This window comes from Erwinia sp. 2186 (assembly GCF_057812255.1).
This window is the reverse complement of record NZ_CM173824.1, coordinates 4,585,462-4,607,509: the sequence shown is the minus strand read 5'-3', so window position 1 is coordinate 4,607,509 and position 22,048 is coordinate 4,585,462. Positions and strand designations below refer to the sequence as shown.

The 22,048-nt window shown below is 54.6% G+C and carries 17 protein-coding genes, 1 tRNA gene, 2 rRNA genes and 1 riboswitch; of the genes, 11 read left to right on the top strand and 9 right to left on the bottom strand.

What is annotated here, in order from left to right; translation table 11 throughout:
* Nucleotides 1-40 precede the first annotated feature (40 nt).
* Complete coding sequence (locus ACXKZG_RS21445; RefSeq protein ID WP_488875460.1) at nt 41-1,525, top strand: aminotransferase-like domain-containing protein; 1,485 nt, start codon at nt 41-43, stop codon at nt 1,523-1,525.
* Nucleotides 1,526-1,661: 136 nt separating this feature from the next.
* On the opposite strand, the gene thiH is transcribed toward ACXKZG_RS21445, so the two are convergent.
* The 7 genes from thiH to ACXKZG_RS21410 all read right to left on the bottom strand — a co-directional run bounded on the left by thiH (nt 1,662) and on the right by ACXKZG_RS21410 (nt 7,891).
* Nucleotides 1,662-2,789: a 2-iminoacetate synthase ThiH gene (thiH, locus tag ACXKZG_RS21440; protein ID WP_013200301.1), complete on the bottom strand. Its 1,128-nt coding sequence runs from the start codon at nt 2,787-2,789 to the stop codon at nt 1,662-1,664.
* Nucleotides 2,786-3,562: a thiazole synthase gene (locus ACXKZG_RS21435; protein WP_013200302.1), complete on the bottom strand. Its 777-nt coding sequence runs from the start codon at nt 3,560-3,562 to the stop codon at nt 2,786-2,788. Before ACXKZG_RS21435 ends, thiH begins: the two co-directional genes overlap by 4 nt.
* A gap of 1 nt (nt 3,563) precedes the next feature.
* Nucleotides 3,564-3,764, bottom strand: a complete 201-nt coding sequence (gene thiS, locus ACXKZG_RS21430; RefSeq protein ID WP_206404843.1) for a sulfur carrier protein ThiS — start codon at nt 3,762-3,764, stop codon at nt 3,564-3,566.
* On the bottom strand, nt 3,748-4,509 hold the full coding sequence (locus tag ACXKZG_RS21425; protein ID WP_346596478.1) for a HesA/MoeB/ThiF family protein: 762 nt from the start codon (nt 4,507-4,509) through the stop codon (nt 3,748-3,750). Before ACXKZG_RS21425 ends, thiS begins: the two co-directional genes overlap by 17 nt.
* A complete protein-coding gene (gene thiE, locus ACXKZG_RS21420; RefSeq protein WP_346568844.1) occupies nt 4,499-5,146 on the bottom strand; it encodes a thiamine phosphate synthase in 648 nt (215 codons plus the stop codon). Before thiE ends, ACXKZG_RS21425 begins: the two co-directional genes overlap by 11 nt.
* Nucleotides 5,143-7,077, bottom strand: coding sequence for a phosphomethylpyrimidine synthase ThiC (gene thiC, locus ACXKZG_RS21415; RefSeq protein WP_488875459.1), 1,935 nt, complete (start codon nt 7,075-7,077; stop codon nt 5,143-5,145). Before thiC ends, thiE begins: the two co-directional genes overlap by 4 nt.
* Before the next feature lie 88 nt (nt 7,078-7,165).
* Nucleotides 7,166-7,266: riboswitch (TPP riboswitch) on the bottom strand.
* 118 nt (nt 7,267-7,384) lie between these two features.
* Complete coding sequence (locus ACXKZG_RS21410) at nt 7,385-7,891, bottom strand: Rsd/AlgQ family anti-sigma factor (RefSeq protein WP_013200306.1); 507 nt, start codon at nt 7,889-7,891, stop codon at nt 7,385-7,387.
* 84 nt (nt 7,892-7,975) lie between these two features.
* On the opposite strand from ACXKZG_RS21410, the gene nudC reads away from it, so the two are divergent.
* The 7 genes from nudC (at nt 7,976) to ACXKZG_RS21375 (ending at nt 13,490) form a co-directional block, all read left to right on the top strand.
* A complete protein-coding gene (gene nudC / locus ACXKZG_RS21405) occupies nt 7,976-8,749 on the top strand; it encodes an NAD(+) diphosphatase (RefSeq protein ID WP_013200307.1) in 774 nt (257 codons plus the stop codon).
* 191 nt (nt 8,750-8,940) lie between these two features.
* A complete protein-coding gene (locus tag ACXKZG_RS21400; protein ID WP_488875458.1) occupies nt 8,941-9,657 on the top strand; it encodes a bactofilin family protein in 717 nt (238 codons plus the stop codon).
* A gap of 183 nt (nt 9,658-9,840) precedes the next feature.
* Complete coding sequence (gene hemE, locus ACXKZG_RS21395; protein ID WP_013200309.1) at nt 9,841-10,908, top strand: uroporphyrinogen decarboxylase; 1,068 nt, start codon at nt 9,841-9,843, stop codon at nt 10,906-10,908.
* 2 nt (nt 10,909-10,910) lie between these two features.
* Nucleotides 10,911-11,579, top strand: coding sequence for a deoxyribonuclease V (gene nfi, locus ACXKZG_RS21390; RefSeq protein WP_206404848.1), 669 nt, complete (start codon nt 10,911-10,913; stop codon nt 11,577-11,579).
* Between the two features lie 65 nt (nt 11,580-11,644).
* Entirely contained in the window at nt 11,645-12,235 is a 591-nt protein-coding gene (locus ACXKZG_RS21385; RefSeq protein ID WP_013200311.1) for a YjaG family protein, read from the top strand.
* Between the two features lie 188 nt (nt 12,236-12,423).
* Nucleotides 12,424-12,699: a nucleoid-associated protein HU-alpha gene (gene hupA, locus ACXKZG_RS21380; protein WP_013200312.1), complete on the top strand. Its 276-nt coding sequence runs from the start codon at nt 12,424-12,426 to the stop codon at nt 12,697-12,699.
* Between the two features lie 125 nt (nt 12,700-12,824).
* Complete coding sequence (locus tag ACXKZG_RS21375; RefSeq protein WP_041692185.1) at nt 12,825-13,490, top strand: DUF1481 domain-containing protein; 666 nt, start codon at nt 12,825-12,827, stop codon at nt 13,488-13,490.
* A 38-nt stretch (nt 13,491-13,528) separates the two neighbouring features.
* Here the strand turns inward: ACXKZG_RS21375 and purD are convergent, their stop codons facing one another.
* Together purD and purH are read right to left on the bottom strand one after the other, a co-directional pair.
* On the bottom strand, nt 13,529-14,809 hold the full coding sequence (gene purD / locus ACXKZG_RS21370; RefSeq protein WP_013200314.1) for a phosphoribosylamine--glycine ligase: 1,281 nt from the start codon (nt 14,807-14,809) through the stop codon (nt 13,529-13,531).
* Between the two features lie 19 nt (nt 14,810-14,828).
* Complete coding sequence (purH, locus tag ACXKZG_RS21365; RefSeq protein ID WP_013200315.1) at nt 14,829-16,418, bottom strand: bifunctional phosphoribosylaminoimidazolecarboxamide formyltransferase/IMP cyclohydrolase; 1,590 nt, start codon at nt 16,416-16,418, stop codon at nt 14,829-14,831.
* Nucleotides 16,419-17,046: 628 nt separating this feature from the next.
* Between purH and ACXKZG_RS21360 the strand changes: the two genes are divergently transcribed.
* From ACXKZG_RS21360 to ACXKZG_RS21350, 3 genes are all read left to right on the top strand, one after another.
* A 16S ribosomal RNA gene (locus tag ACXKZG_RS21360) occupies nt 17,047-18,587 on the top strand.
* Between the two features lie 73 nt (nt 18,588-18,660).
* Nucleotides 18,661-18,736 (top strand) — tRNA-Glu (locus ACXKZG_RS21355).
* 227 nt (nt 18,737-18,963) lie between these two features.
* A 23S ribosomal RNA gene (locus tag ACXKZG_RS21350) occupies nt 18,964-21,871 on the top strand.
* The 16S and 23S rRNA genes sit together here with 1 tRNA gene alongside, the layout of an rRNA operon.
* Nucleotides 21,872-22,048: the final 177 nt, after the last annotated feature.

The following is a 22,048-nucleotide window of genomic DNA, read 5'->3' as shown; positions in this document are numbered from 1 at the left end:
GTACTGGTTTCTGGCTTGTGTACCGTGTGGAGACGATACGATGACGCGTTATCAACATCTGGCAGATTTGCTGGCAGGGCGGATTGAACAAGGGCTTTACCGCAGTGGTGAGCGCCTGCCCTCGGTCAGGATCCTCAGTACTGAACATGGCGTAAGCATCAGTACCGTTCAGCAGGCGTATCATTTGCTGGAAGAGAGGCAGTTGATCACGCCGCAGCCTCGCTCAGGCTATTTTGTCACTCCGCGCAAAGCCGAACCGCCCGTTCCTCCGCTAACCCGTCCGGCTCAGCGTCCGGTAGAAATTACGCAGTGGGATGCGGTGTTGGATTTGTTAAACGCCCGTCAGGAAAAAGATGTGTTGCAGTTAGGCAGCGGCATGCCTGACCTGAACCAGCCAACGCTCAAGCCGCTGTGGAAGATCATGAGTCGGATCGGCCATCAGCAGGATGTGCGGATGCTGAACTACGACAATATTTATGGGCTGCCGGAATTACGTGAACAGATTGCCCGTCTGGCCATTGATGGCGGTTGTCATCTGACGGCGGATGAGATTGTGGTCACCACCGGTTGTCACGAAGCCTTGTCGGTATCGATTCGCGCTGTCTGCCAGCCGGGCGATATTGTGGCGGTAGAATCCCCGACCTTCCACGGCACCATGCAGTCCCTGCGGGGCTTTGGCATTAAAGCCATTGAGATCCCCACCGATTCAGAAACCGGGATCAGCCTTGAAGCCCTTGAGCTGGCGTTTGAGCAGTGGCCGATTAAAGCGGTGGTGGTGGTACCCAACTGCAATAACCCGCTGGGCTTTATCATGCCCGAACCACGTAAGCGTGCCTTGCTGGCTCTGGCGCAGCGTTTTGACGTGGCCATTGTCGAAGATGACGTCTACGGCGAACTGGCGTATGAATATCCCCGCCCGCCAACCATCAAGTCGTTCGATGATGAAGGCCGGGTTTTGCTGTGCAGTTCCTTCTCCAAAACCGTCGCCCCTGGTCTGCGGGTGGGCTGGGTTGTGCCGGGACGATATCTCGATCGTGTACTGCATATGAAATACATCGTGACCGGTTCAACAGCCACGCAAACCCAGATGGCCGCGGCGGAATTTGTTCGCCAGGGCTACTATCCGGCGCATCTGCGACGGATGCGTCAGCAGTACCAGCGTAATCTGGAAATATTTACCCACTGGGTTCGCCATTACTTCCCTTGCGGCATTTGCGTCACCCGGCCGCAGGGCGGTTTTTTGATGTGGATAGAATTGCCGGAAGCATTCGACTCCGTCAGGCTTAACAAGGAGTTGCGCGAGGCCAAACTGCAAATCGCGGTGGGATCGCTGTTCTCCGCCTCTGGAAAATACCGCAACTGTCTGCGCCTAAGCTATGCCCAACCGTTTACCGACAGAACCGGCATAGCGCTGGAAATCCTTGGTGCTGCGGTGGAGCGGGCAATGGAGCGCTGTGGTATCAAGGTGCACTATCCGGTCACCTCCACCGATGAGGAAGGAGGCAGGGTCAGCGAGAGGGGTTGATACTGACCCTGGTTAACTCCCCTGTTGGAGTCAACGAGAGGGAGTTTACCGTCCTCACTGAACGGTGCCAGTGAGGACGTGACGCGATGCGAAGCGGATTCCAGCGTTTTTGAGGTCCGTTACATCCGCTGGCATTTTACTTCGCGGCTCTTCCCAGATAGCCATCCCAGTCCTTCCAGACCGGCTGCATTCCTGACTGAATCAACGCTTTCGCGACCTGCTGCGGGTGACGGTTATCATGTGGGGAGAACTGTTCCAGCTCCGTCTGCCCGTCGGCATAGCCGCCGGGCTGCGTTTTCGAAAAGGCGCTGACAGTATTAATCGCCAGCGGCACCACCTTATCGCGGAACTGGGGTGATTCCCGGGTTGAGAGCGACTGCTCAACTTCCGGTGCAAACAGCCGGAAAGCGCAAATAACCTGAACCAGCTGCGCTTCATCCATGATCGACGCCGGCTGAATGCCGCCCGCGCAAGGCCGGAGTCGGGGAAAGGCCACCGAATATCGGCTTTGCCAGTAGGTTTTCTGCAGCCATAACAGGTGTTCAGCCATCATATAACAGTCGGTGCGCCAACTGTCTGACAGGCCGATCAAAGCGCCCAGGCCAATCTTATCCACGCCGGCACGGCCCAACCGGTCTGGCGTTTCCAGCCGGAAGAAGAAATCCTGCTTGTTGCCTTTAAGGTGATGCTGGCTGTAGACCGAAGGATGATAGGTTTCCTGATAGACCAGTACGCCATCCAGCCCTAATGTTTTCAGTTCGGCATACTCCGCTTCACTCATTGGCTGCACTTCCATCATTAAGGAACTGAAGTGCTGACGAATGGCGGGAACATGTTCACGGAAGTAAGCCATGCCGACTTTTGCCTGATGCTCGCCGGTGACCAGCAACAGGTTATCAAACCCCATCTTGCGGATAGCCTGACATTCCCGGGCAATCTCATCAGCATCTAACGTCTTACGCCTGATGCGGTTACTCATCGAGAAGCCGCAATAGGTGCAGTCGTTGGCACAGAGATTGGACAGATACAGCGGCACAAAGAGATTAACCGCATGGCCGAAGCGTTGCCGGGTTAAGCGCTGGGCCTTTTGCGCCAGCGGCTCCAGATAGGCCTGAGCAGCGGGCGAGAGCAGGGCCATCAGCTCTTCCCGCCCGACGTTGACCGCATTCAGCGCTCGCTCAACATCCGCGGCCGTTTTGCTGTGGATCCTCAGGCGAATATCATCCCAATCGAGCGTTTCCCACTGTGAGACGAAGCTTTTCATTGCGGCTCTCCTGCCTGCAAAAAGTGGGTCAGCGGGCTGGTGGCCACGGCCTGATGGTGGCGACTGCCCAACCCGCTGCGGTAAGCCAGTGCGCCAGCTTCAACAGCAAGTCTGAACGCCCTCGCCATTTGCACCGGGTCTTGCGCGGAGGCCATTGCGGTATTCACCAGCACCGCGTCAGCACCCATTTCCAGCGCTTCACTGGCGTGGCTGGGCGCGCCAATGCCGGCATCTATCACCACCGGCACATTAGACTGCTCGATTATGATCGCCAGCAGATCGCGTGTTTTCAGCCCTTGATTACTGCCGATCGGCGCACCCAACGGCATCACGGCCGCACAGCCCACTTCTTCTAACCGCTTGCACAGCACCGGATCGGCGTGGCAGTACGGCAATACGGTAAAGCCTTCCCGCACCAGGATCTCCGCTGCTTTCAGCGTTTCGATGGCATCGGGCAGCAGATAGCGAACGTCCGGGTGGATTTCCAGCTTTAGCCAATGGGTGCCCAGGGCTTCGCGTGCCAGACGGGCAGCAAAAATGGCTTCCTCTGCGGTTTTAGCGCCGGACGTGTTTGGCAGCAGCTGCACGCCCAGTTCCTGAAGAGGCCGCAGGATCCCGTCATCGCCACCGCGTAAATCAATCCGCTTCATCGCCATGGTGACCAGCTGGCTGCCGGACTCGCGCAACGCCGCAAGCATCATTTGTGGACTGGAGAATTTGCCCGTACCGGTAAATAAACGAGACGAAAAGGTTTTATCAGCAATTTGCAGCATGTCAGCCTCCGGCAATGGCCTGGAAAATCACCAGATCATCGCCTTCCTGTAATAAGTAAGAGGACCAGCGATCGCGGGGAATAATCTGCTGGTTAACGGCCAGCGCGGTGCCTGGCTGGTGGCGGGAAAGCTGCTCCAGCAGCCCGGCCAGCGTCAGCGTGCCGGCCAGCGTCAGGTTTTCATCGTTAACCACGATTTTCATCACTGACCCCGCATACCGGGCAATCCACACTGCGTTGCAGCGACAGCGTTCGCCAGGTTTGTTGCCTGCCGTCAAACAGCCGAAGTTTGCCGTCAAGGCAGGACGGCTGGCCTGCCAGCATCTTTAAGGCTTCTAACGCCTGTAAGGTACCCATTACGCCCACCACAGGACCCAGCACGCCTGCGGTACGGCAATTTCGCTGGGGTTCATCTGCGTCCGGCCATAAGCAGCGATAGCAACCGTGTTCAAAAGGAGGCGTAAGCACCAGCAGCTGGCCACCCAAGCCAACGGCGCTGGCACTGACTAACGGCTTACCCTGTTCCACGCAGGCGGCATTGACCGCATGGCGGGTTTCCATGTTGTCGCTGCAATCCAGCACCAGGTCGACCTGCTGCACGACTTCCCTGAGTGATTCAGCCGTCATCCGCTGCGCCAGAGCAATAAACTCCACCTGCGGGTTTAGCGACTGTAGGTGCTTCTTCGCCACGGCGACTTTGGACTGACCGGTTTCATTCGTGCGAAACAGCACCTGGCGCTGAAGATTACTGATATGCACGCTATCGTCATCGGCCAGCACCAGCTTGCCAACGCCTGCGGCAGCGAGGTACAGCGCCGCAGGTGAACCCAATCCGCCGAGGCCGATAATCAGTACGCTGCCTGCCTGCAATTTCTGCTGGCCATCGAGGCCAAACTCCTCCAGCAGGAGCTGACGGCTGTAGCGTAAAAAGTCGTTGTCACTGAACATGGGCTTCGTCCCCGTTTCCAGCCAGATCGAGCAGCTGCGCGGTAGCTGCCTGCCAGTCAGGCGCCAGCGTGATGGCGCTGACCACCGCAATGCTTCCCACGCCGGTTGCCAAGACCTGCGGTGCCCGTTCCAGACTGATGCCGCCAATCGCCACCGTGGAAATCCCTTTCAGGCGGGAAATATGGCGCTGCAACTCCTGCAATCCCTGCGGCGAAGAGGGCATATTTTTGGTCTGGGTCGGAAAGACGTGTCCGAGGGCGATATAGGACGGCTTCTCAGCCAGCGCCCGATCGAGCTCGGCATCGTCATGGGTTGAAAGCCCAAGCCGTAATCCGGCGCGATGGATCGCATCCAGATCGGCGACATCCAAATCTTCCTGGCCCAGATGCACGCCATAGGCCTGATATTTAATCGCCAGCTGCCAGTAGTCATTGATAAACAGGCGTGCCTGATAACGCTTACCCAGTTCGATAGCCGCCGCGATATCGTTTTCGACCGCCGCGTCAGGCAGATCCTTGATTCGTAACTGAATCGTACGCACGCCCGCTTCAAGCAGGCGCGCGATCCAGGGCACCGTTTCCACGACCGGATAGAGTCCAAGCTGGGCCGACGTTGGCGGGAAGGCTGAGCGGCTCATGCTTTTTCCTCCTGCGACAGCGCATCGGCGGGGTGATAAAGTTCCCCGCCGCGGGTACGGAAAGCCTCTGACATTTCGGCCATACCAACCTCAATCGGTTTGGCTTCCGCCTCCTGTCTGGCGGCATAGTCCCGCACTTCCTGAGTAATTTTCATCGAACAGAATTTCGGGCCGCACATTGAACAGAAGTGGGCGACCTTGCCCGATTCCTGCGGCAGCGTTTCATCGTGATAGGCGCGCGCAGTATGAGGATCGAGTGCCAGATTAAACTGATCTTCCCAGCGGAATTCGAAGCGGGCTTTGGACATGGCGTTATCGCGGATCTGCGCGCCGGGATGCCCTTTTGCCAGGTCGGCGGCATGCGCGGCAATCTTGTAGGTAATCAGACCCTGCTTAACATCTTCCTTGTTGGGCAAGCCCAGATGCTCTTTCGGCGTGACGTAACAGAGCATTGCGCAGCCAAACCAGCCAATCATCGCCGCGCCAATACCGGAGGTGAAATGGTCGTAGCCAGGCGCGATATCGGTGGTTAGCGGGCCGAGCGTATAGAAGGGCGCTTCATGGCAGTGATCGAGTTGCTCGGTCATATTACGGCGGATCATCTGCATCGGCACATGTCCTGGCCCTTCGATCATCACCTGCACGTCATACTCCCAGGCAATTTTGGTCAGCTCGCCCAGCGTATGCAGCTCGGCAAACTGCGCTTCATCGTTGGCATCCTGAATCGATCCTGGACGAAGTCCGTCGCCCAGCGACAGCGAAACGTCGTAGGCGACGCACAGCTCGCAGATCTCGCGGAAGTGTTCGTAGAGGAAGCTCTCTTTGTGGTGAGACAGGCACCACTTGGCCATGATCGATCCCCCCCGGGAGACGATCCCCGTCAGGCGTTTTGCGGTCATCGGCACATAGCGCAGCAACACACCGGCATGGATGGTGAAGTAATCGACGCCCTGTTCAGCCTGTTCCAGCAAGGTATCGCGGAACACTTCCCAGTTGAGATCCTCTGCCACACCGTTCACTTTTTCCAGCGCCTGATAGATCGGAACCGTACCAATCGGAACGGGACTGTTACGCAGGATCCATTCGCGCGTCTCATGAATATTGCGCCCGGTAGAAAGATCCATCACCGTATCGGCGCCCCAGCGGGCGGACCACACCAGCTTCTCCACTTCCTCTTCAATCGACGAGCTGACCGCGGAGTTACCGATATTGGCGTTAATCTTCACCAGGAAATTGCGGCCAATAATCATCGGTTCGGATTCAGGATGGTTAATATTTGCAGGGATGATGGCGCGGCCGGCCGCCACTTCCTGCCGGACGAACTCTGCCGTGATATTTTCCGGCAGGCTGGCACCAAAGCTATTGCCGGGATGCTGTTGCAACAGCACGTCACCCCGGATACGTTCGCGGCCCATATTTTCACGCAGGGCGATAAATTCCATCTCTGGCGTAATCACGCCCAAACGCGCGTAATGCATTTGCGTCACGCAGCGGCCAGCCAGTGCCTTGCGTGGGCGGGGAAGATGGTCAAAACGCAAATGATCGAGGCCTTCATCCGCCAGGCGCTGTTGGGTATACACCGAACTGAGCTGCTCAATGTGCTGAGTATCACCACGCTGTTCAATCCAGTCATTGCGTAGTCTGGCAAGTCCGCGATGCACATCAATTTTTGCGTCAGGATCGCCATAAGGTCCGGCCGTGTCATACACCGGTACCGGTTCGTTATCTTCAAACTGCGGATTGTCTTTGCTGCCACCGACCATCGTCGGACTGAGCTGGATTTCACGCATCGGCACGCGAATATCCTCGCGCGAACCGTTCAGCCAGATGCGTTTAGAATTGGGGAAAGCGGTGCCCTGAAGGGAGTCGATAAACTGCTGGGCTTCTGCGCGCTGTTTGCGGCGGGTCAGTCTTTTATCACGGGTAGACATAGCTCGTTCCTGAAAAAAGGGAATTTGCTTGCCTGGAGTTCGGAGGAGTAAGCGCAGGGTGTGAAAATGGTCGGATCCACACCGTCACTGAAGATTTACTCTTGTTCCCTTCGCAGGTACTAACCTGATCAGGTTCCGCGGATCCCGAATTAACGGTCTCAGCCCCTAAGGGCACTCCGACAAGAAGAATTTTGCTGGCAGACAGCACCAGCAAAACAATCGTGGCAGGTCTGGCCTCGCCACATAGTGCCCTTTCAGCATAAAGGGGCTTTTTTGAAACTACAAGGGGTTTACAATCTGATAACGTTTACGCCGGACGGGCAAGCGCACTCTCATTAGCTGCCTCAGGCTTATCCGCCGTTTTTTCCAGCGCCAGCTGAATAAAGCGGTCTTCAAGCGTGAAACGCGCTTCCAGCGCTTCGCCCACTGTGGACAAAGCATTCTGGAATTCGAGACAGTTATCGTGATCGATAGCCTTCTCGAGATGGGTATCATACACCTGCATGATCATCTCGGTGTTTGCCTGCAGGGAAGGGTAGATCAGCGCGGCTTTAGCCAACTGTTCGCTGCCTTCCATCTCCTGAATAAAGCGTTGATAAACGGTGAAATGCCCGGTGGAAAGGTAATCCACCAATCCCTGACAGAAGCTGTCCAGCGCGTTTTCATCGAGCGTAGTGAGCGATTCCTTGTTAGGCTTGATGCCAACCAGACGATAATAGGCAATCAACAACTGCCTGCGGGAGCGTAGACAAAAGTCTACCAGGTCGCTACATCCGCCGACGCGCGCGGTCAGAACTTCTAACTGGTTAAGCATGAGTGACTCCATGAGTGTAATTATTACTATTTCGCCCCAATCCAGTAATTCAGAAAGTCTGTAAAGCTGAGGATGAGCAATTTTATGCAACGTGAGATTTCAAGCGTAGACGTTGGCTGGTGGGTTGTCAGTCATGAACATAAACTTTGGTTACCGAAAGGTCAATTACCGTTCGGTAGCGCGCAAGAATTAAGCCTGACAGGATCGAACGGATCACAAATCGGCGAGTGGCAGGGCGATCCCGTCTGGCTGATCTGTGAGAACCGTCAAGAGGGCATGGGATCCTTGCGTCAGATCCTCGATCTGGACGTGGGCCTGTTCCAGCTGGCGGGTAAAGGGATCCAGCTGGCGGAGTTCTATCGCTCGCATAAGTGGTGCGGCTACTGCGGCCATGAAATGCACCACAGCAAAACCGAACTTGCCTGCCTCTGCCGCCATTGTCGACAGCGCTATTACCCGCAAATCGCGCCCTGCATCATTGTGGCGATCCGCCGTGGGGAAGAGATCCTGCTGGCCCAGCATACCAAACACCGTAACGGCATCTACACGGTGCTGGCCGGTTTTGTTGAAGTCGGCGAAACGCTGGAACAAACCGTCGCGCGGGAAGTGATGGAAGAGAGCGGGCTGAAGGTGAAAAACTTGCGTTACGTCTCCTCTCAACCCTGGCCGTTCCCCCAGTCGTTGATGATGGCTTTTATGGCCGATTACGACAGCGGCGAGATTGTCATCGATCCCAAAGAGCTACTGGATGCGGGTTGGTATCGCTTTGATGCCTTACCGCAGCTTCCTCCTCCAGGAACGGTCGCCCGTCGCCTGATTGAGGATACCGTGGTGCTTTGCCGCGAAGAGGCTGAGTAAGTACCCAGGCCGGCAAATTCACCCTTTGCCGGCTTTTGCTGAACCCGCTCGGGTGTTTAATCATCGTATTTCATTTTTTTAAATAAACTACTGTGCTTAATCGTGCAGCATCACGTATTTTATTGTTCTGATTTTGTCTGCCAGACTGCATTAATATTAATGTCATGTTAATAACATCAGGGAATGATGCCATGGAAAGGTTCAAGAAAGAACATTACTTATGGGGCCTGTGGCTCTTATGGATTTTTTCTCTTTGTTGTTACCTCTTCCCGCAATATAAATTCTTTGATTGTTGCCTGAGGGTGACGATCGGCTGTTATTTAATATTCGTTTTATTAACTCTCGCTAAAAGGATGGATCCCAATATGTTTAACTTCAATAAGAAAGAAACAGACTCGCCAGTGAACGGCTCAGTCGCTACCGCCTCGCCGCAGGCACCGAAGGCCGCGCTGGAGCTGGCTGATGAGAGCGCGACGGCGAAAGAAACCCGCATTTCATCAGGCAGTAAATTGACGGGTGAAATAATTAATGAAGCTAATATTTCGATAAATGGTCAGATCGTTGGCGATATTGTCAGTAAGAAAACGGTGCAGATCGGTCAAGAGGGGAAAGTGAATGGTAAGGTGTCTTCTTTGAAAGTTGTTGTAAATGGTTCGCTAAAAGGATGCTGTTACGCGAAGTCAGTCACGATTCTTTCCCGTGGCCGAATTGAAGGGGATGTTTATGCCGAGGATTTCTCTATTGAGAAAGGCGGCGTATTTATTGGCAATTCTCATGTGCTTGATGAAAACAGGCTGCCAGATAAAGCCTCGACCGCGGTGAGGACAAAGCCAGAAATATCTGAGTTAATGCCGCCGGCACCGGGAAAAAATACCAATAAAGAGCGGGGTGACAAAGTCGCTAAATAAGGGTTTGATATGCGCATTCAGCCACCCAACCGGGCGCGAGGTTCACTGCCCGGTGGGTGAGCCCATCCTGTCTTATGCTCTCAGCCGCCCGGCGATCGCTCAATTTTTGTGACGCTGTGGCAGCGCCATTTCCAATAAATGTTACACTACGCGCATGCATGTGTGCTTAGAGAGCTTTTAAAAATGAGTGAACTGAAGAACGATCGTTATTTGCGCGCCCTGTTGCGCCAGCCGGTAGATGTGACGCCAGTGTGGATGATGCGCCAGGCCGGGCGTTATTTGCCTGAGTACAAAGCGACTCGCGCGGTAGCCGGTGATTTTATGTCGCTGTGCAAAAATGCCGAACTGGCGTGTGAAGTGACGCTGCAACCGCTGCGTCGCTATAACCTGGACGCGGCGATCCTGTTCTCCGATATCCTGACCATTCCAGATGCGATGGGCTTAGGCCTCTATTTTGAAACGGGTGAGGGTCCGCGTTTCTCTTCACCGGTCACCTGTCGTGCAGACGTTGAAAAGCTGCCAATCCCCGATCCTGAACAGGAACTGGGTTATGTGATGAATGCCGTGCGCACCATCCGTAAGAATCTGAACGGTGAGGTTCCGCTGATTGGTTTCACCGGCAGCCCGTGGACGTTGGCGACCTATATGGTGGAAGGCGGCAGCAGCAAGGCCTTCACCAAACTGAAAAAGATGATGTATGCCGAGCCGGCCACCCTGCATCTGATGCTGGATAAGCTGGCTGACAGCGTCACCCTGTACCTCAATGCGCAAATCCGCGCCGGTGCGCAGTCGGTGATGATCTTTGATACCTGGGGCGGCGTGTTGACGGGTCGTGACTACCTTGAGTTCTCCCTTCACTACATGCACAAAATCATTGATGGCCTGCAGCGTGAAAACGACGGACGTCGCGTACCGGTTACTATGTTCACCAAGGGTGGCGGACAGTGGCTGGAAGCCATGGCGGCGACCGGCTGTGATGCGCTGGGGCTGGACTGGACGACCGATATTGGCGATGCACGCCGCCGTGTAGGCGATAAGGTCGCGCTGCAGGGCAATATGGATCCTTCCATGCTGTATGCCGCGCCTGCCCGTATCGAGCAGGAAGTAGCAACTATCCTTGCAGGCTACGGTAATGGCAGCGGTCACGTGTTCAATCTGGGTCACGGCATCCATCAGGATGTGCCGCCAGAGCACGCAGGGGTGTTTGTCGAGGCAGTCCACACGTTGTCTCGCCCATACCATCAGGACTAAGCATGGATATTCAGGCATTAAAACAGGAACAGCTTGCGCGTGCCGCTGAGGTGATACGTGAAGATGATTTTGAGGTAATGCCGCCCCGTTACATTGGCGGTGCCGATGTCGGGTTTGAGCAGGGCGGTGAGATAACCCGCGCCGCCCTGGTTATTCTGGAATATCCTTCGCTCCAGTTAGTGGAGCATCGTGTTGCGCGCATCGCCACCACCATGCCCTATATCCCCGGTTATCTCTCCTTCCGTGAATATCCCGCGTTGATGGCCGCCTGGCAGCAGCTGGAGCATCGTCCTGACCTGTTAATGGTCGATGGGCAGGGCATTGCCCATCCGCGTCGCCTGGGCGTTGCCAGCCACTTTGGCCTGCTGGTGGATGTGCCGACGCTGGGCGTAGCAAAAAGCCGGCTGTGTGGCACCTTCGAACCGCTCGCCGATGAGCCGGGCGCCAGCCAGCCATTAATGGACAAAGGCGAGCAGATCGGTTTTGTCCTGCGCAGTAAAATCCGCTGTAATCCGCTTTTTATATCGCCTGGCCATCGCATCAGCCCGGCTACCGCATTGAGCCTGGTGGAGAGCTGCCTGAAAGGTTATCGCCTGCCTGAACCCACGCGCTGGGCAGATGCCGTCGCTTCCCAACGGCCCGCTTTCCTGCGCTGGCAACAGAGGGGTTAACGGTGTGAGCCGTCACCTTTTCGGTTACACTGCAGGCCGCGCACTTATCTTTAAGAGATCCGAACATGTTACGTAATCCCATTCATCTGCGGCTTGAGAAACTGGAAAGCTGGCAGCACGTTACTTTTATGGCCTGCCTGTGTGAACGCATGTACCCCAACTACTGGGCGTTTTGCCAGCAGACAGGCTTTGGCGACAGTCAGATTTACCGCCGTATTCTCGATTTGATTTGGGAAACGCTGGTGATTAAAGACGCCAAAGTGAATTTTGACTCGCAGCTGGAAAAGTTTGAAGAAGCGATCCCGGCCGCAGAGGATTACGATCTGTACGGCGTCTACCCGGCTATCGATGCCTGCGTGGCATTAAGCGAATTACTGCATTCGCGTCTGAGCGGTGAAACTCTGGCGCATGCCATTGCGGTAAGTGAAGCGTCGATCACCAGCGTCGCGATGCTGGAAATGACCCAGGCCGAACGCGAAATGACCGATGAAGAGCTAAAAGAGAATCCTGCTGTTGAAGAGGAATGGGATATCCAGTGGGAGATTTTTCGCCTGCTCAGCGCCTGCGAAGAGAGGGATCTTGACCTCATCAAAGGACTGCGATCTGACCTCAAAGAAGCCGGGATCAGCAACATCGGTATAAATTTTCAGCAGTAAGGCGATAAAACGTGACTTCAGGCCTGATTTGTAGCGCCTAAAGGCTTCACATTCGCCCCCTGTCTGGTCTACATTTGGGGGGCTGAAAAATGTGGCTATCGGTGCGTGTATGCAGGAGAGTGCCAGAAACTGGTTTTTCCCTCGCACTCGATACTTAGCAAGCGATAAATACACTGTAAGGATAACTTATGAACAAGACTCAACTGATTGATGTAATTGCGGACAAAGCGGACCTGTCTAAGACCCAGGCTAAAGCTGCACTGGAATCCACCCTGGCGGCGATTACTGAGTCTCTGAAAGAAGGTGATGCTGTACAACTGGTTGGTTTTGGTACCTTTAAAGTTAACCACCGTGCTGAGCGTACTGGCCGCAACCCGCAGACTGGTAAAGAAATCAAAATTGCTGCTGCTAACGTACCGGCATTTGTTTCTGGTAAAGCACTGAAAGACGCTGTTAAGTCATAATTTGACAGTGAAGAGTTTAAACAGGGGGGCGTCGAGCCCCTTTTGTTGACGCTCTCCGTTGAGATCCCTCTGCTTTCGCCAACCAGGCTGCGGCAAACCCTTCTGCAATGTGTGATAATCACACCATGATACGAAACCCAATAACGACTTCTGCGCTGTTCCTGATGCTGCTGACGCTGGCAGGATGCAGTTCAACCCCGAAAGTCCCTGACTTTACCGCCAGTGGTTATCTGGCCGATCGCGGAACCGTGAGGATTTGGCGTAAAGACAGCCATCAGCATTCCAGCCATCTGGTCACCATCTATACCCCTTTCAATGAAACCACGAGCGAGACCACGGATTATCAGTGGCAGGCAGACAAGCTGGTGTCGATTGAAAGGAAGACTAAAGGCGACCATCCTGAAAGCGTCACGCTGCGTTTTGATCAGGACGGGAATCTGAGCTTTATGCAACGCCAGCTGGACGGACGACGAGAAGCGCTCTCAGCAGATGCGATAGCGTTGTATCAGTTTGATGCAGGGCGGATGTTGAAAATCAGTGACGACCTGATAGATGGGCGGGTATGGCTGAAGCAGGGGCACTGGTCACCTTCAGGCACCGTGACGCTATGCCAGGGCGGTGAGGAAAAACCGACCTTTGATAGCTTCTTTATGCATTACATCACTCAGCATCAGCGCGAGTCAGGTAAACCGGTGAGTATTTCATGGCTGGAAGCGCCAAAAGGCACGCAGCTGATTCTGGTTTCTGCGGAAGATCAGTGCCTGTCGGAACCGAAAGAAGCGGACTTCTAATAACGGGGCAATCAGCTTGCCCCGTCAGCATGACTTAACTACTTACGACCAATCGCACGATAGCCGATATCGCTGCGGCAGAAGCTGCCGTTCCAGGAGATATGCTTAGCCAGTTCATAAGCGTGTTTCTGAGCCGCGGCAACATCTTCGCCCAGCGCGGTCACGCACAGCACACGTCCGCCGTTGGTGACCACCAAATCGTCCTGCATCTTGGTCCCCGCATGGAAGACTTTGCCATTCGGCGTCTCTTCCAGCGGTAAGCCGTGGATCTGATCGCCGGTAGCGTAATCGCCAGGATAGCCGCCAGCAGCCAGCACCACGCCCAGAGAAGGACGAGGATCCCACACCGAGTCTTTGGTATTCAGCTTGCCGTCCACGGCAGCCAGGCACAGATCCACCAGATCCGACTGTAGACGCAGCATGATCGGTTGAGTTTCCGGATCGCCAAAGCGGCAGTTAAATTCGATCACTTTCGGCTGACCGCTCTGATCGATCATCAGGCCAGCGTAGAGGAAGCCGGTATAAACGTTGCCTTCGGCGGCCATGCCACGCACGGTTGGCCAGATCACTTCATCCATCACGCGCTGGTGGATTTCATCGGTCACGACCGGAGCCGGAGAGTAAGCACCCATGCCGCCGGTATTAGGACCGGTATCCGCATTGCCGACACGTTTGTGATCCTGGCTGGTGGCCATCGGCAGCACGTTCTCGCCGTCGACCATCACGATGAAGCTGGCTTCTTCGCCGTCAAGGAACTCTTCTACCACGATGCGGTGTCCGGCATCGCCAAAGGCGTTTCCTGCCAGCATATCCTGAATCGCGTCTTCTGCTTCCTGCAGCGTCATCGCCACGATCACGCCTTTACCGGCGGCCAGACCGTCGGCCTTGATCACTATTGGCGCACCTTTACTTCGGGTGTAAGCCAGAGCGGGCTCCACTTCAGTAAAGTTCTGGTACTCAGCGCTTGGGATCTTGTGGCGAGCCAGGAAATCTTTGGTGAAGGCTTTCGAGCCTTCAAGCTGAGCAGCGGCCTGCGTTGGGCCAAAAATCTTCAGGCCAGCAGCACGGAAAGCATCAACCACGCCCATCACTAACGGCGTTTCCGGACCGACGATGGTCAGGCCGATATTTTCACTCTGGGCGAAGCTCAGCAGCGCGGGAATATCGGTGGCGCTGATGTCGACGTTCTGCAAAGCAGGTTCAAGTGCCGTTCCGGCGTTGCCTGGGGCAACAAACACGGTTTCTGCCAGTGGCGACTGCGACGCTTTCCAGGCCAGCGCATGTTCGCGTCCGCCATTACCAATCACTAAAATTTTCATTGTTCAGTCTGCTCCGTAATTAATGGCGGAAATGGCGCATGTCGGTGAAGATCATCGCCAGGCCGTGTTCGTCGGCGGCGGCAATCACTTCGTCATCACGAATCGAGCCACCAGGCTGGATAACACAGCTCACGCCAGCAGCCGCTGCGGCATCGATACCATCGCGGAACGGGAAGAACGCATCAGACGCCATGGCCGAACCTTTCACTTCCAGTCCTTCATCGCTGGCTTTGATACCGGCAATTTTCGCTGAGTAGACGCGGCTCATCTGGCCTGCACCTATGCCGATGGTCATATTGTCACGGGCATACACGATGGCATTGGACTTAACGAACTTGGCCACTTTCCAGCAGAACAGCGCGTCACGCAGTTCCTGCTCGGTTGGCTGGCGCTTGCTGACGACACGCAGCTGGCTTTCATTCACCATGCCGAGATCGCGATCCTGCACCAGCAGGCCACCGTTGACGCGTTTGAAATCCAGCGCGGTCTGACGCTCCTGCCACTGACCGCAGGTCAGCACGCGAACGTTCTGTTTCGCGGCGGTAATCTTCAGGGCGGCTTCGCTGGCAGATGGCGCGATGATCACTTCGACGAACTGACGGCTGATGATCGCCTGAGCAGTGGCTTCGTCCAGCTCGCGGTTGAACGCAATGATGCCGCCAAACGCGGAGGTTGGATCGGTTTTGTAAGCACGCTCGTAGGCATCGAGGATTGAACCGCCAACAGCCACGCCACACGGGTTCGCATGCTTGACGATCACGCAGGCTGCCTCGGTGAACTCTTTCACACATTCCAGCGCGGCGTCAGTATCTGCGATGTTGTTATAAGAGAGGGCTTTGCCCTGAAGCTGTTGCGCGGTGGCCACGGATGCCTCTGTGACATTCTCTTCTATATAGAAGGCCGCATCCTGATGGCTGTTTTCGCCGTAGCGCATATCCTGCTTCTTAATGAAGTTCAGGTTCAGCGTGCGGGGGAAGCGGCCAGCAGGTTCGCTGGTTTCACCATGGTACGCCGGCACCATGCTGCCAAAATAGTTGGCAATCATGCTGTCGTAGGCGGCGGTGTGTTCGAAGGCTTTAATTGCCAGGTCGAAACGGGTGGCCAGCGTCAGAGAGTTCTGGTTGGCATCCATCTCGGCAACGATTGCCTGGTAGTCGCTGCTCTTAACGACAATCGCCACGTCTTTGTGGTTCTTCGCCGCTGAGCGCACCATGGTTGGCCCGCCGATATCGATATTCTCAACCGCATCTTCCAGCGAGCAACCTTCACGGGCAACGGTCTGGGCGAACGGATAAAGGTTAACGACTACCATGTCGATAGGAGAGATGCTGTGCTCCTGCATGATGGCATCATCCTGTCCGCGGCGTCCTAAGATGCCGCCATGCACTTTCGGGTGCAGGGTTTTGACGCGTCCATCCATCATTTCCGGGAAACCGGTGTAGTCGGACACTTCAGTAACAGGCAGGCCCGCGTCTGCCAGCAGGCGAGCAGTACCGCCAGTGGAGAGGAGCTCGACGCCGCGCTGAGTCAGCGCCTGAGCAAATTCGAGAATGCCGGCTTTGTCAGACACGCTCAGAAGCGCGCGGCGTACAGGACGAGGTTGTTGCATGAGGTTTATCCCTTGGCTTTGGTTCGCATCGATAAGATCGTTACCTCAAGCTTAGCCATTTTCTTCCTCTATATAGAAGAAGAGTGAATTCAGCCTCAGGGAACGCCCTTAACAGCGGCAGTTTTTTTCGGGGGCATTGTAGCGAAAACGTTTGCGTGGTGCTTGTCTAATTTAACGGGCGCTGACGAATGTGGATAAGATTGTGCATAACTGCGTATAAACAGCCCTTTTGCTGTGGATTGCAGCGAACGGTCTGTTTTTCGCAATTTAGGGGTTGTCAGGGTGCGAGAACTCCCTATAATGCGACTCCATCAACACGGCACAACGACTTACGAGTCATCGGGTTGAGAGATTCAGGAAGCTGAATCGCCAGAGAAAAACTTCCCAAAAAGAAGTTGACTCTGAAGGAGGAAAGCGTAATATACGCCACCTCGCAGTAAGGCGCCAAGGCACTTACCGCAACGCTCTTTAACAATTTATCAGACAATCTGTGTGGGCACTCGCAGGATTGATATCAGCGCCGCAAGGCGCAAAAAAATATCAAGCCTTAAGAGTGAACACATAATGAAATTCATTATGACGTTTTACACTTGAGCACCGCTGAACTTGTTTCAGCAAATCGAACTTTTAATTGAAGAGTTTGATCATGGCTCAGATTGAACGCTGGCGGCAGGCCTAACACATGCAAGTCGAACGGTAGCACAGAGAGCTTGCTCTTGGGTGACGAGTGGCGGACGGGTGAGTAATGTCTGGGAAACTGCCTGATGGAGGGGGATAACTACTGGAAACGGTAGCTAATACCGCATAACGTCTTCGGACCAAAGTGGGGGACCTTCGGGCCTCACACCATCGGATGTGCCCAGATGGGATTAGCTAGTAGGTGGGGTAATGGCTCACCTAGGCGACGATCCCTAGCTGGTCTGAGAGGATGACCAGCCACACTGGAACTGAGACACGGTCCAGACTCCTACGGGAGGCAGCAGTGGGGAATATTGCACAATGGGCGCAAGCCTGATGCAGCCATGCCGCGTGTATGAAGAAGGCCTTCGGGTTGTAAAGTACTTTCAGCGGGGAGGAAGGCGATAAGGTTAATAACCTTGTCGATTGACGTTACCCGCAGAAGAAGCACCGGCTAACTCCGTGCCAGCAGCCGCGGTAATACGGAGGGTGCAAGCGTTAATCGGAATTACTGGGCGTAAAGCGCACGCAGGCGGTCTGTCAAGTCAGATGTGAAATCCCCGGGCTTAACCTGGGAACTGCATTTGAAACTGGCAGGCTAGAGTCTTGTAGAGGGGGGTAGAATTCCAGGTGTAGCGGTGAAATGCGTAGAGATCTGGAGGAATACCGGTGGCGAAGGCGGCCCCCTGGACAAAGACTGACGCTCAGGTGCGAAAGCGTGGGGAGCAAACAGGATTAGATACCCTGGTAGTCCACGCCGTAAACGATGTCGACTTGGAGGTTGTGCCCTTGAGGCGTGGCTTCCGGAGCTAACGCGTTAAGTCGACCGCCTGGGGAGTACGGCCGCAAGGTTAAAACTCAAATGAATTGACGGGGGCCCGCACAAGCGGTGGAGCATGTGGTTTAATTCGATGCAACGCGAAGAACCTTACCTGGCCTTGACATCCACGGAATTCGGCAGAGATGCCTTAGTGCCTTCGGGAACCGTGAGACAGGTGCTGCATGGCTGTCGTCAGCTCGTGTTGTGAAATGTTGGGTTAAGTCCCGCAACGAGCGCAACCCTTATCCTTTGTTGCCAGCGAGTAATGTCGGGAACTCAAAGGAGACTGCCGGTGACAAACCGGAGGAAGGTGGGGATGACGTCAAGTCATCATGGCCCTTACGGCCAGGGCTACACACGTGCTACAATGGCGCATACAAAGAGAAGCGAACTCGCGAGAGCAAGCGGACCTCACAAAGTGCGTCGTAGTCCGGATCGGAGTCTGCAACTCGACTCCGTGAAGTCGGAATCGCTAGTAATCGTAGATCAGAATGCTACGGTGAATACGTTCCCGGGCCTTGTACACACCGCCCGTCACACCATGGGAGTGGGTTGCAAAAGAAGTAGGTAGCTTAACCTTCGGGAGGGCGCTTACCACTTTGTGATTCATGACTGGGGTGAAGTCGTAACAAGGTAACCGTAGGGGAACCTGCGGTTGGATCACCTCCTTACCTGAAGATACCTTCCCGCGTAGTGTCCACAACAGATTGTCTGATAGAAAACGTAATGAGCAACAGTAACAGAGTCCCCATCGTCTAGAGGCCCAGGACACTGCCCTTTCACGGCTGTAACAGGGGTTCGAATCCCCTTGGGGACGCCATCTCCTGATAATGAGTGAAAGACATTATCAACCCGTATCTCAAAACTGATTCTCTCCGCAAGGACGAGTCACGTTTGAGATATTTGCTCTTTAACAATCCGGAACAAGCTGAAAATTGAAACGACATGTCGTTTTCATTCTCCGTAATAAGAATGAAATCAACGATATGTTCGAGTCTCTCAAATGCTTACAACAGCAGTGTCTTTCGGGACGCTTGTGGGTTGTGAGGTTAAGTGACTAAGCGTACACGGTGGATGCCTAGGCAGTCAGAGGCGATGAAGGGCGTGCTAATCTGCGATAAGCGTCGGTAAGGTGATATGAACCGCAATAACCGACGATACCCGAATGGGGAAACCCGGTGCACTTTGGTGCATCATTGCAACATGAATACATAGTGTTGCAAGGCGAACCTGGGGAACTGAAACATCTAAGTACCCAGAGGAAAAGAAATCAACCGAGATTCCCCCAGTAGCGGCGAGCGAACGGGGAACAGCCCAGAACCTGAATCAGTTTGTGCATTAGTGGAAGCGTCTGGAAAGTCGCAGGGTACAGGGTGATACTCCCGTACACAAAAATGCACTTGCTGTGAGTTCGATGAGTAGGGCGGGACACGTGACATCCTGTCTGAATATGGGGGGACCATCCTCCAAGGCTAAATACTCCTGACTGACCGATAGTGAACCAGTACCGTGAGGGAAAGGCGAAAAGAACCCCGGCGAGGGGAGTGAAACAGAACCTGAAACCGTGTACGTACAAGCAGTGGGAGCACCTTCGTGGTGTGACTGCGTACCTTTTGTATAATGGGTCAGCGACTTATATTCTGTAGCAAGGTTAACCGTATAGGGGAGCCGAAGGGAAACCGAGTCTTAACTGGGCGTTAAGTTGCAGGGTATAGACCCGAAACCCGGTGATCTAGCCATGGGCAGGTTGAAGGTTGGGTAACACTAACTGGAGGACCGAACCGACTAATGTTGAAAAATTAGCGGATGACTTGTGGCTGGGGGTGAAAGGCCAATCAAACCGGGAGATAGCTGGTTCTCCCCGAAAGCTATTTAGGTAGCGCCTCGTGAACTCATCTTCGGGGGTAGAGCACTGTTTCGGCTAGGGGGCCATCCCGGCTTACCAACCCGATGCAAACTGCGAATACCGAAGAATGTTATCACGGGAGACACACGGCGGGTGCTAACGTCCGTCGTGAAGAGGGAAACAACCCAGACCGCCAGCTAAGGTCCCAAAGTCATGGTTAAGTGGGAAACGATGTGGGAAGGCACAGACAGCCAGGATGTTGGCTTAGAAGCAGCCATCATTTAAAGAAAGCGTAATAGCTCACTGGTCGAGTCGGCCTGCGCGGAAGATGTAACGGGGCTAAACCATGCACCGAAGCTGCGGCAGCGACGCTTATGCGTTGTTGGGTAGGGGAGCGTTCTGTAAGCCGTCGAAGGTGGCCTGTGAGGGCTGCTGGAGGTATCAGAAGTGCGAATGCTGACATAAGTAACGATAAAGCGGGTGAAAAGCCCGCTCGCCGGAAGACCAAGGGTTCCTGTCCAACGTTAATCGGGGCAGGGTGAGTCGACCCCTAAGGCGAGGCCGAAAGGCGTAGTCGATGGGAAACAGGTTAATATTCCTGTACTCGGTGTTACTGCGAAGGGGGGACGGAGAAGGCTATGTTAGCCGGGCGACGGTTGTCCCGGTTTAAGCATGTAGGCGGAGAGTTTAGGTAAATCCGGACTCTTTTTAACGCTGAGGTGTGATGACGAGGCACTACGGTGCTGAAGTAACAAATGCCCTGCTTCCAGGAAAAGCCTCTAAGCATCAGGTAACACGGAATCGTACCCCAAACCGACACAGGTGGTCAGGTAGAGAATACCAAGGCGCTTGAGAGAACTCGGGTGAAGGAACTAGGCAAAATGGTGCCGTAACTTCGGGAGAAGGCACGCTGGCGCGTAGGTGAAGGGACTTGCTCCCGGAGCTGAAGCCAGTCGAAGATACCAGCTGGCTGCAACTGTTTATTAAAAACACAGCACTGTGCAAACACGAAAGTGGACGTATACGGTGTGACGCCTGCCCGGTGCCGGAAGGTTAATTGATGGGGTTATCCGCAAGGAGAAGCTCTTGATCGAAGCCCCGGTAAACGGCGGCCGTAACTATAACGGTCCTAAGGTAGCGAAATTCCTTGTCGGGTAAGTTCCGACCTGCACGAATGGCGTAATGATGGCCAGGCTGTCTCCACCCGAGACTCAGTGAAATTGAACTCGCTGTGAAGATGCAGTGTACCCGCGGCAAGACGGAAAGACCCCGTGAACCTTTACTATAGCTTGACACTGAATATTGAACCTTGATGTGTAGGATAGGTGGGAGGCTTTGAAGCGTGGACGCCAGTCTGCGTGGAGCCAACCTTGAAATACCACCCTTTAACGTTTGATGTTCTAACCTGGCGCCGTAATCCGGCGTGGGGACAGTGTCTGGTGGGTAGTTTGACTGGGGCGGTCTCCTCCTAAAGAGTAACGGAGGAGCACGAAGGTTAGCTAATCACGGTCGGACATCGTGAGGTTAGTGCAATGGCATAAGCTAGCTTGACTGCGAGAGTGACGGCTCGAGCAGGTGCGAAAGCAGGTCATAGTGATCCGGTGGTTCTGAATGGAAGGGCCATCGCTCAACGGATAAAAGGTACTCCGGGGATAACAGGCTGATACCGCCCAAGAGTTCATATCGACGGCGGTGTTTGGCACCTCGATGTCGGCTCATCACATCCTGGGGCTGAAGTAGGTCCCAAGGGTACGGCTGTTCGCCGTTTAAAGTGGTACGCGAGCTGGGTTTAGAACGTCGTGAGACAGTTCGGTCCCTATCTGCCGTGGGCGCTGGAAGATTGAGAGGGGTTGCTCCTAGTACGAGAGGACCGGAGTGAACGCACCACTGGTGTTCGGGTTGTCATGCCAATGGCATTGCCCGGTAGCTAAGTGCGGAAAAGATAAGCGCTGAAAGCATCTAAGCGCGAAACTTGCCTCGAGATGAATCTTCCCTGGGCCTTTAAGGCCCCTGAAGGGACGTTGAAGACTACGACGTTGATAGGCCGGGTGTGTAAGCGCAGCGATGCGTTGAGCTAACCGGTACTAATGACCCGTGAGGCTTAACCTTACAACACCAGAAGCGTTCTGGTGGTGTCTGAGAGACACGAACAGAGATTTTCAGCTTGAACCGGATAAAGAATTATCTGTTCTGCGGACCCCGGTCCGTGGGATTTTGCTTTGTGGCAAGGCGGCAAGCGCCGTGAAGGAAGGAGCATACTGAGGTATGTGACTGAGTTTACAAGCG

Coding starts and splice junctions, on each gene's coding strand:
- hupA (WP_013200312.1), top strand. CDS start 12,424: ATGAACAAGACTCAACTGATTGATGTAATTGCGGACAAAGCGGACCTG.
- ACXKZG_RS21425 (WP_346596478.1), bottom strand. CDS start 4,509: ATGTTCAGTGACAACGACTTTTTACGCTACAGCCGTCAGCTCCTGCTG.
- thiS (WP_206404843.1), bottom strand. CDS start 3,764: ATGAAAATCGTGGTTAACGATGAAAACCTGACGCTGGCCGGCACGCTG.
- ACXKZG_RS21400 (WP_488875458.1), top strand. CDS start 8,941: ATGGAAAGGTTCAAGAAAGAACATTACTTATGGGGCCTGTGGCTCTTA.
- ACXKZG_RS21410 (WP_013200306.1), bottom strand. CDS start 7,891: ATGCTTAACCAGTTAGAAGTTCTGACCGCGCGCGTCGGCGGATGTAGC.
- thiE (WP_346568844.1), bottom strand. CDS start 5,146: ATGAGCCGCTCAGCCTTCCCGCCAACGTCGGCCCAGCTTGGACTCTAT.
- ACXKZG_RS21385 (WP_013200311.1), top strand. CDS start 11,645: ATGTTACGTAATCCCATTCATCTGCGGCTTGAGAAACTGGAAAGCTGG.
- thiH (WP_013200301.1), bottom strand. CDS start 2,789: ATGAAAAGCTTCGTCTCACAGTGGGAAACGCTCGATTGGGATGATATT.
- purH (WP_013200315.1), bottom strand. CDS start 16,418: ATGCAACAACCTCGTCCTGTACGCCGCGCGCTTCTGAGCGTGTCTGAC.
- ACXKZG_RS21375 (WP_041692185.1), top strand. CDS start 12,825: ATGATACGAAACCCAATAACGACTTCTGCGCTGTTCCTGATGCTGCTG.
- thiC (WP_488875459.1), bottom strand. CDS start 7,077: ATGTCTACCCGTGATAAAAGACTGACCCGCCGCAAACAGCGCGCAGAA.
- ACXKZG_RS21445 (WP_488875460.1), top strand. CDS start 41: ATGACGCGTTATCAACATCTGGCAGATTTGCTGGCAGGGCGGATTGAA.
- ACXKZG_RS21435 (WP_013200302.1), bottom strand. CDS start 3,562: ATGCTGCAAATTGCTGATAAAACCTTTTCGTCTCGTTTATTTACCGGT.
- purD (WP_013200314.1), bottom strand. CDS start 14,809: ATGAAAATTTTAGTGATTGGTAATGGCGGACGCGAACATGCGCTGGCC.
- nudC (WP_013200307.1), top strand. CDS start 7,976: ATGCAACGTGAGATTTCAAGCGTAGACGTTGGCTGGTGGGTTGTCAGT.
- hemE (WP_013200309.1), top strand. CDS start 9,841: ATGAGTGAACTGAAGAACGATCGTTATTTGCGCGCCCTGTTGCGCCAG.
- nfi (WP_206404848.1), top strand. CDS start 10,911: ATGGATATTCAGGCATTAAAACAGGAACAGCTTGCGCGTGCCGCTGAG.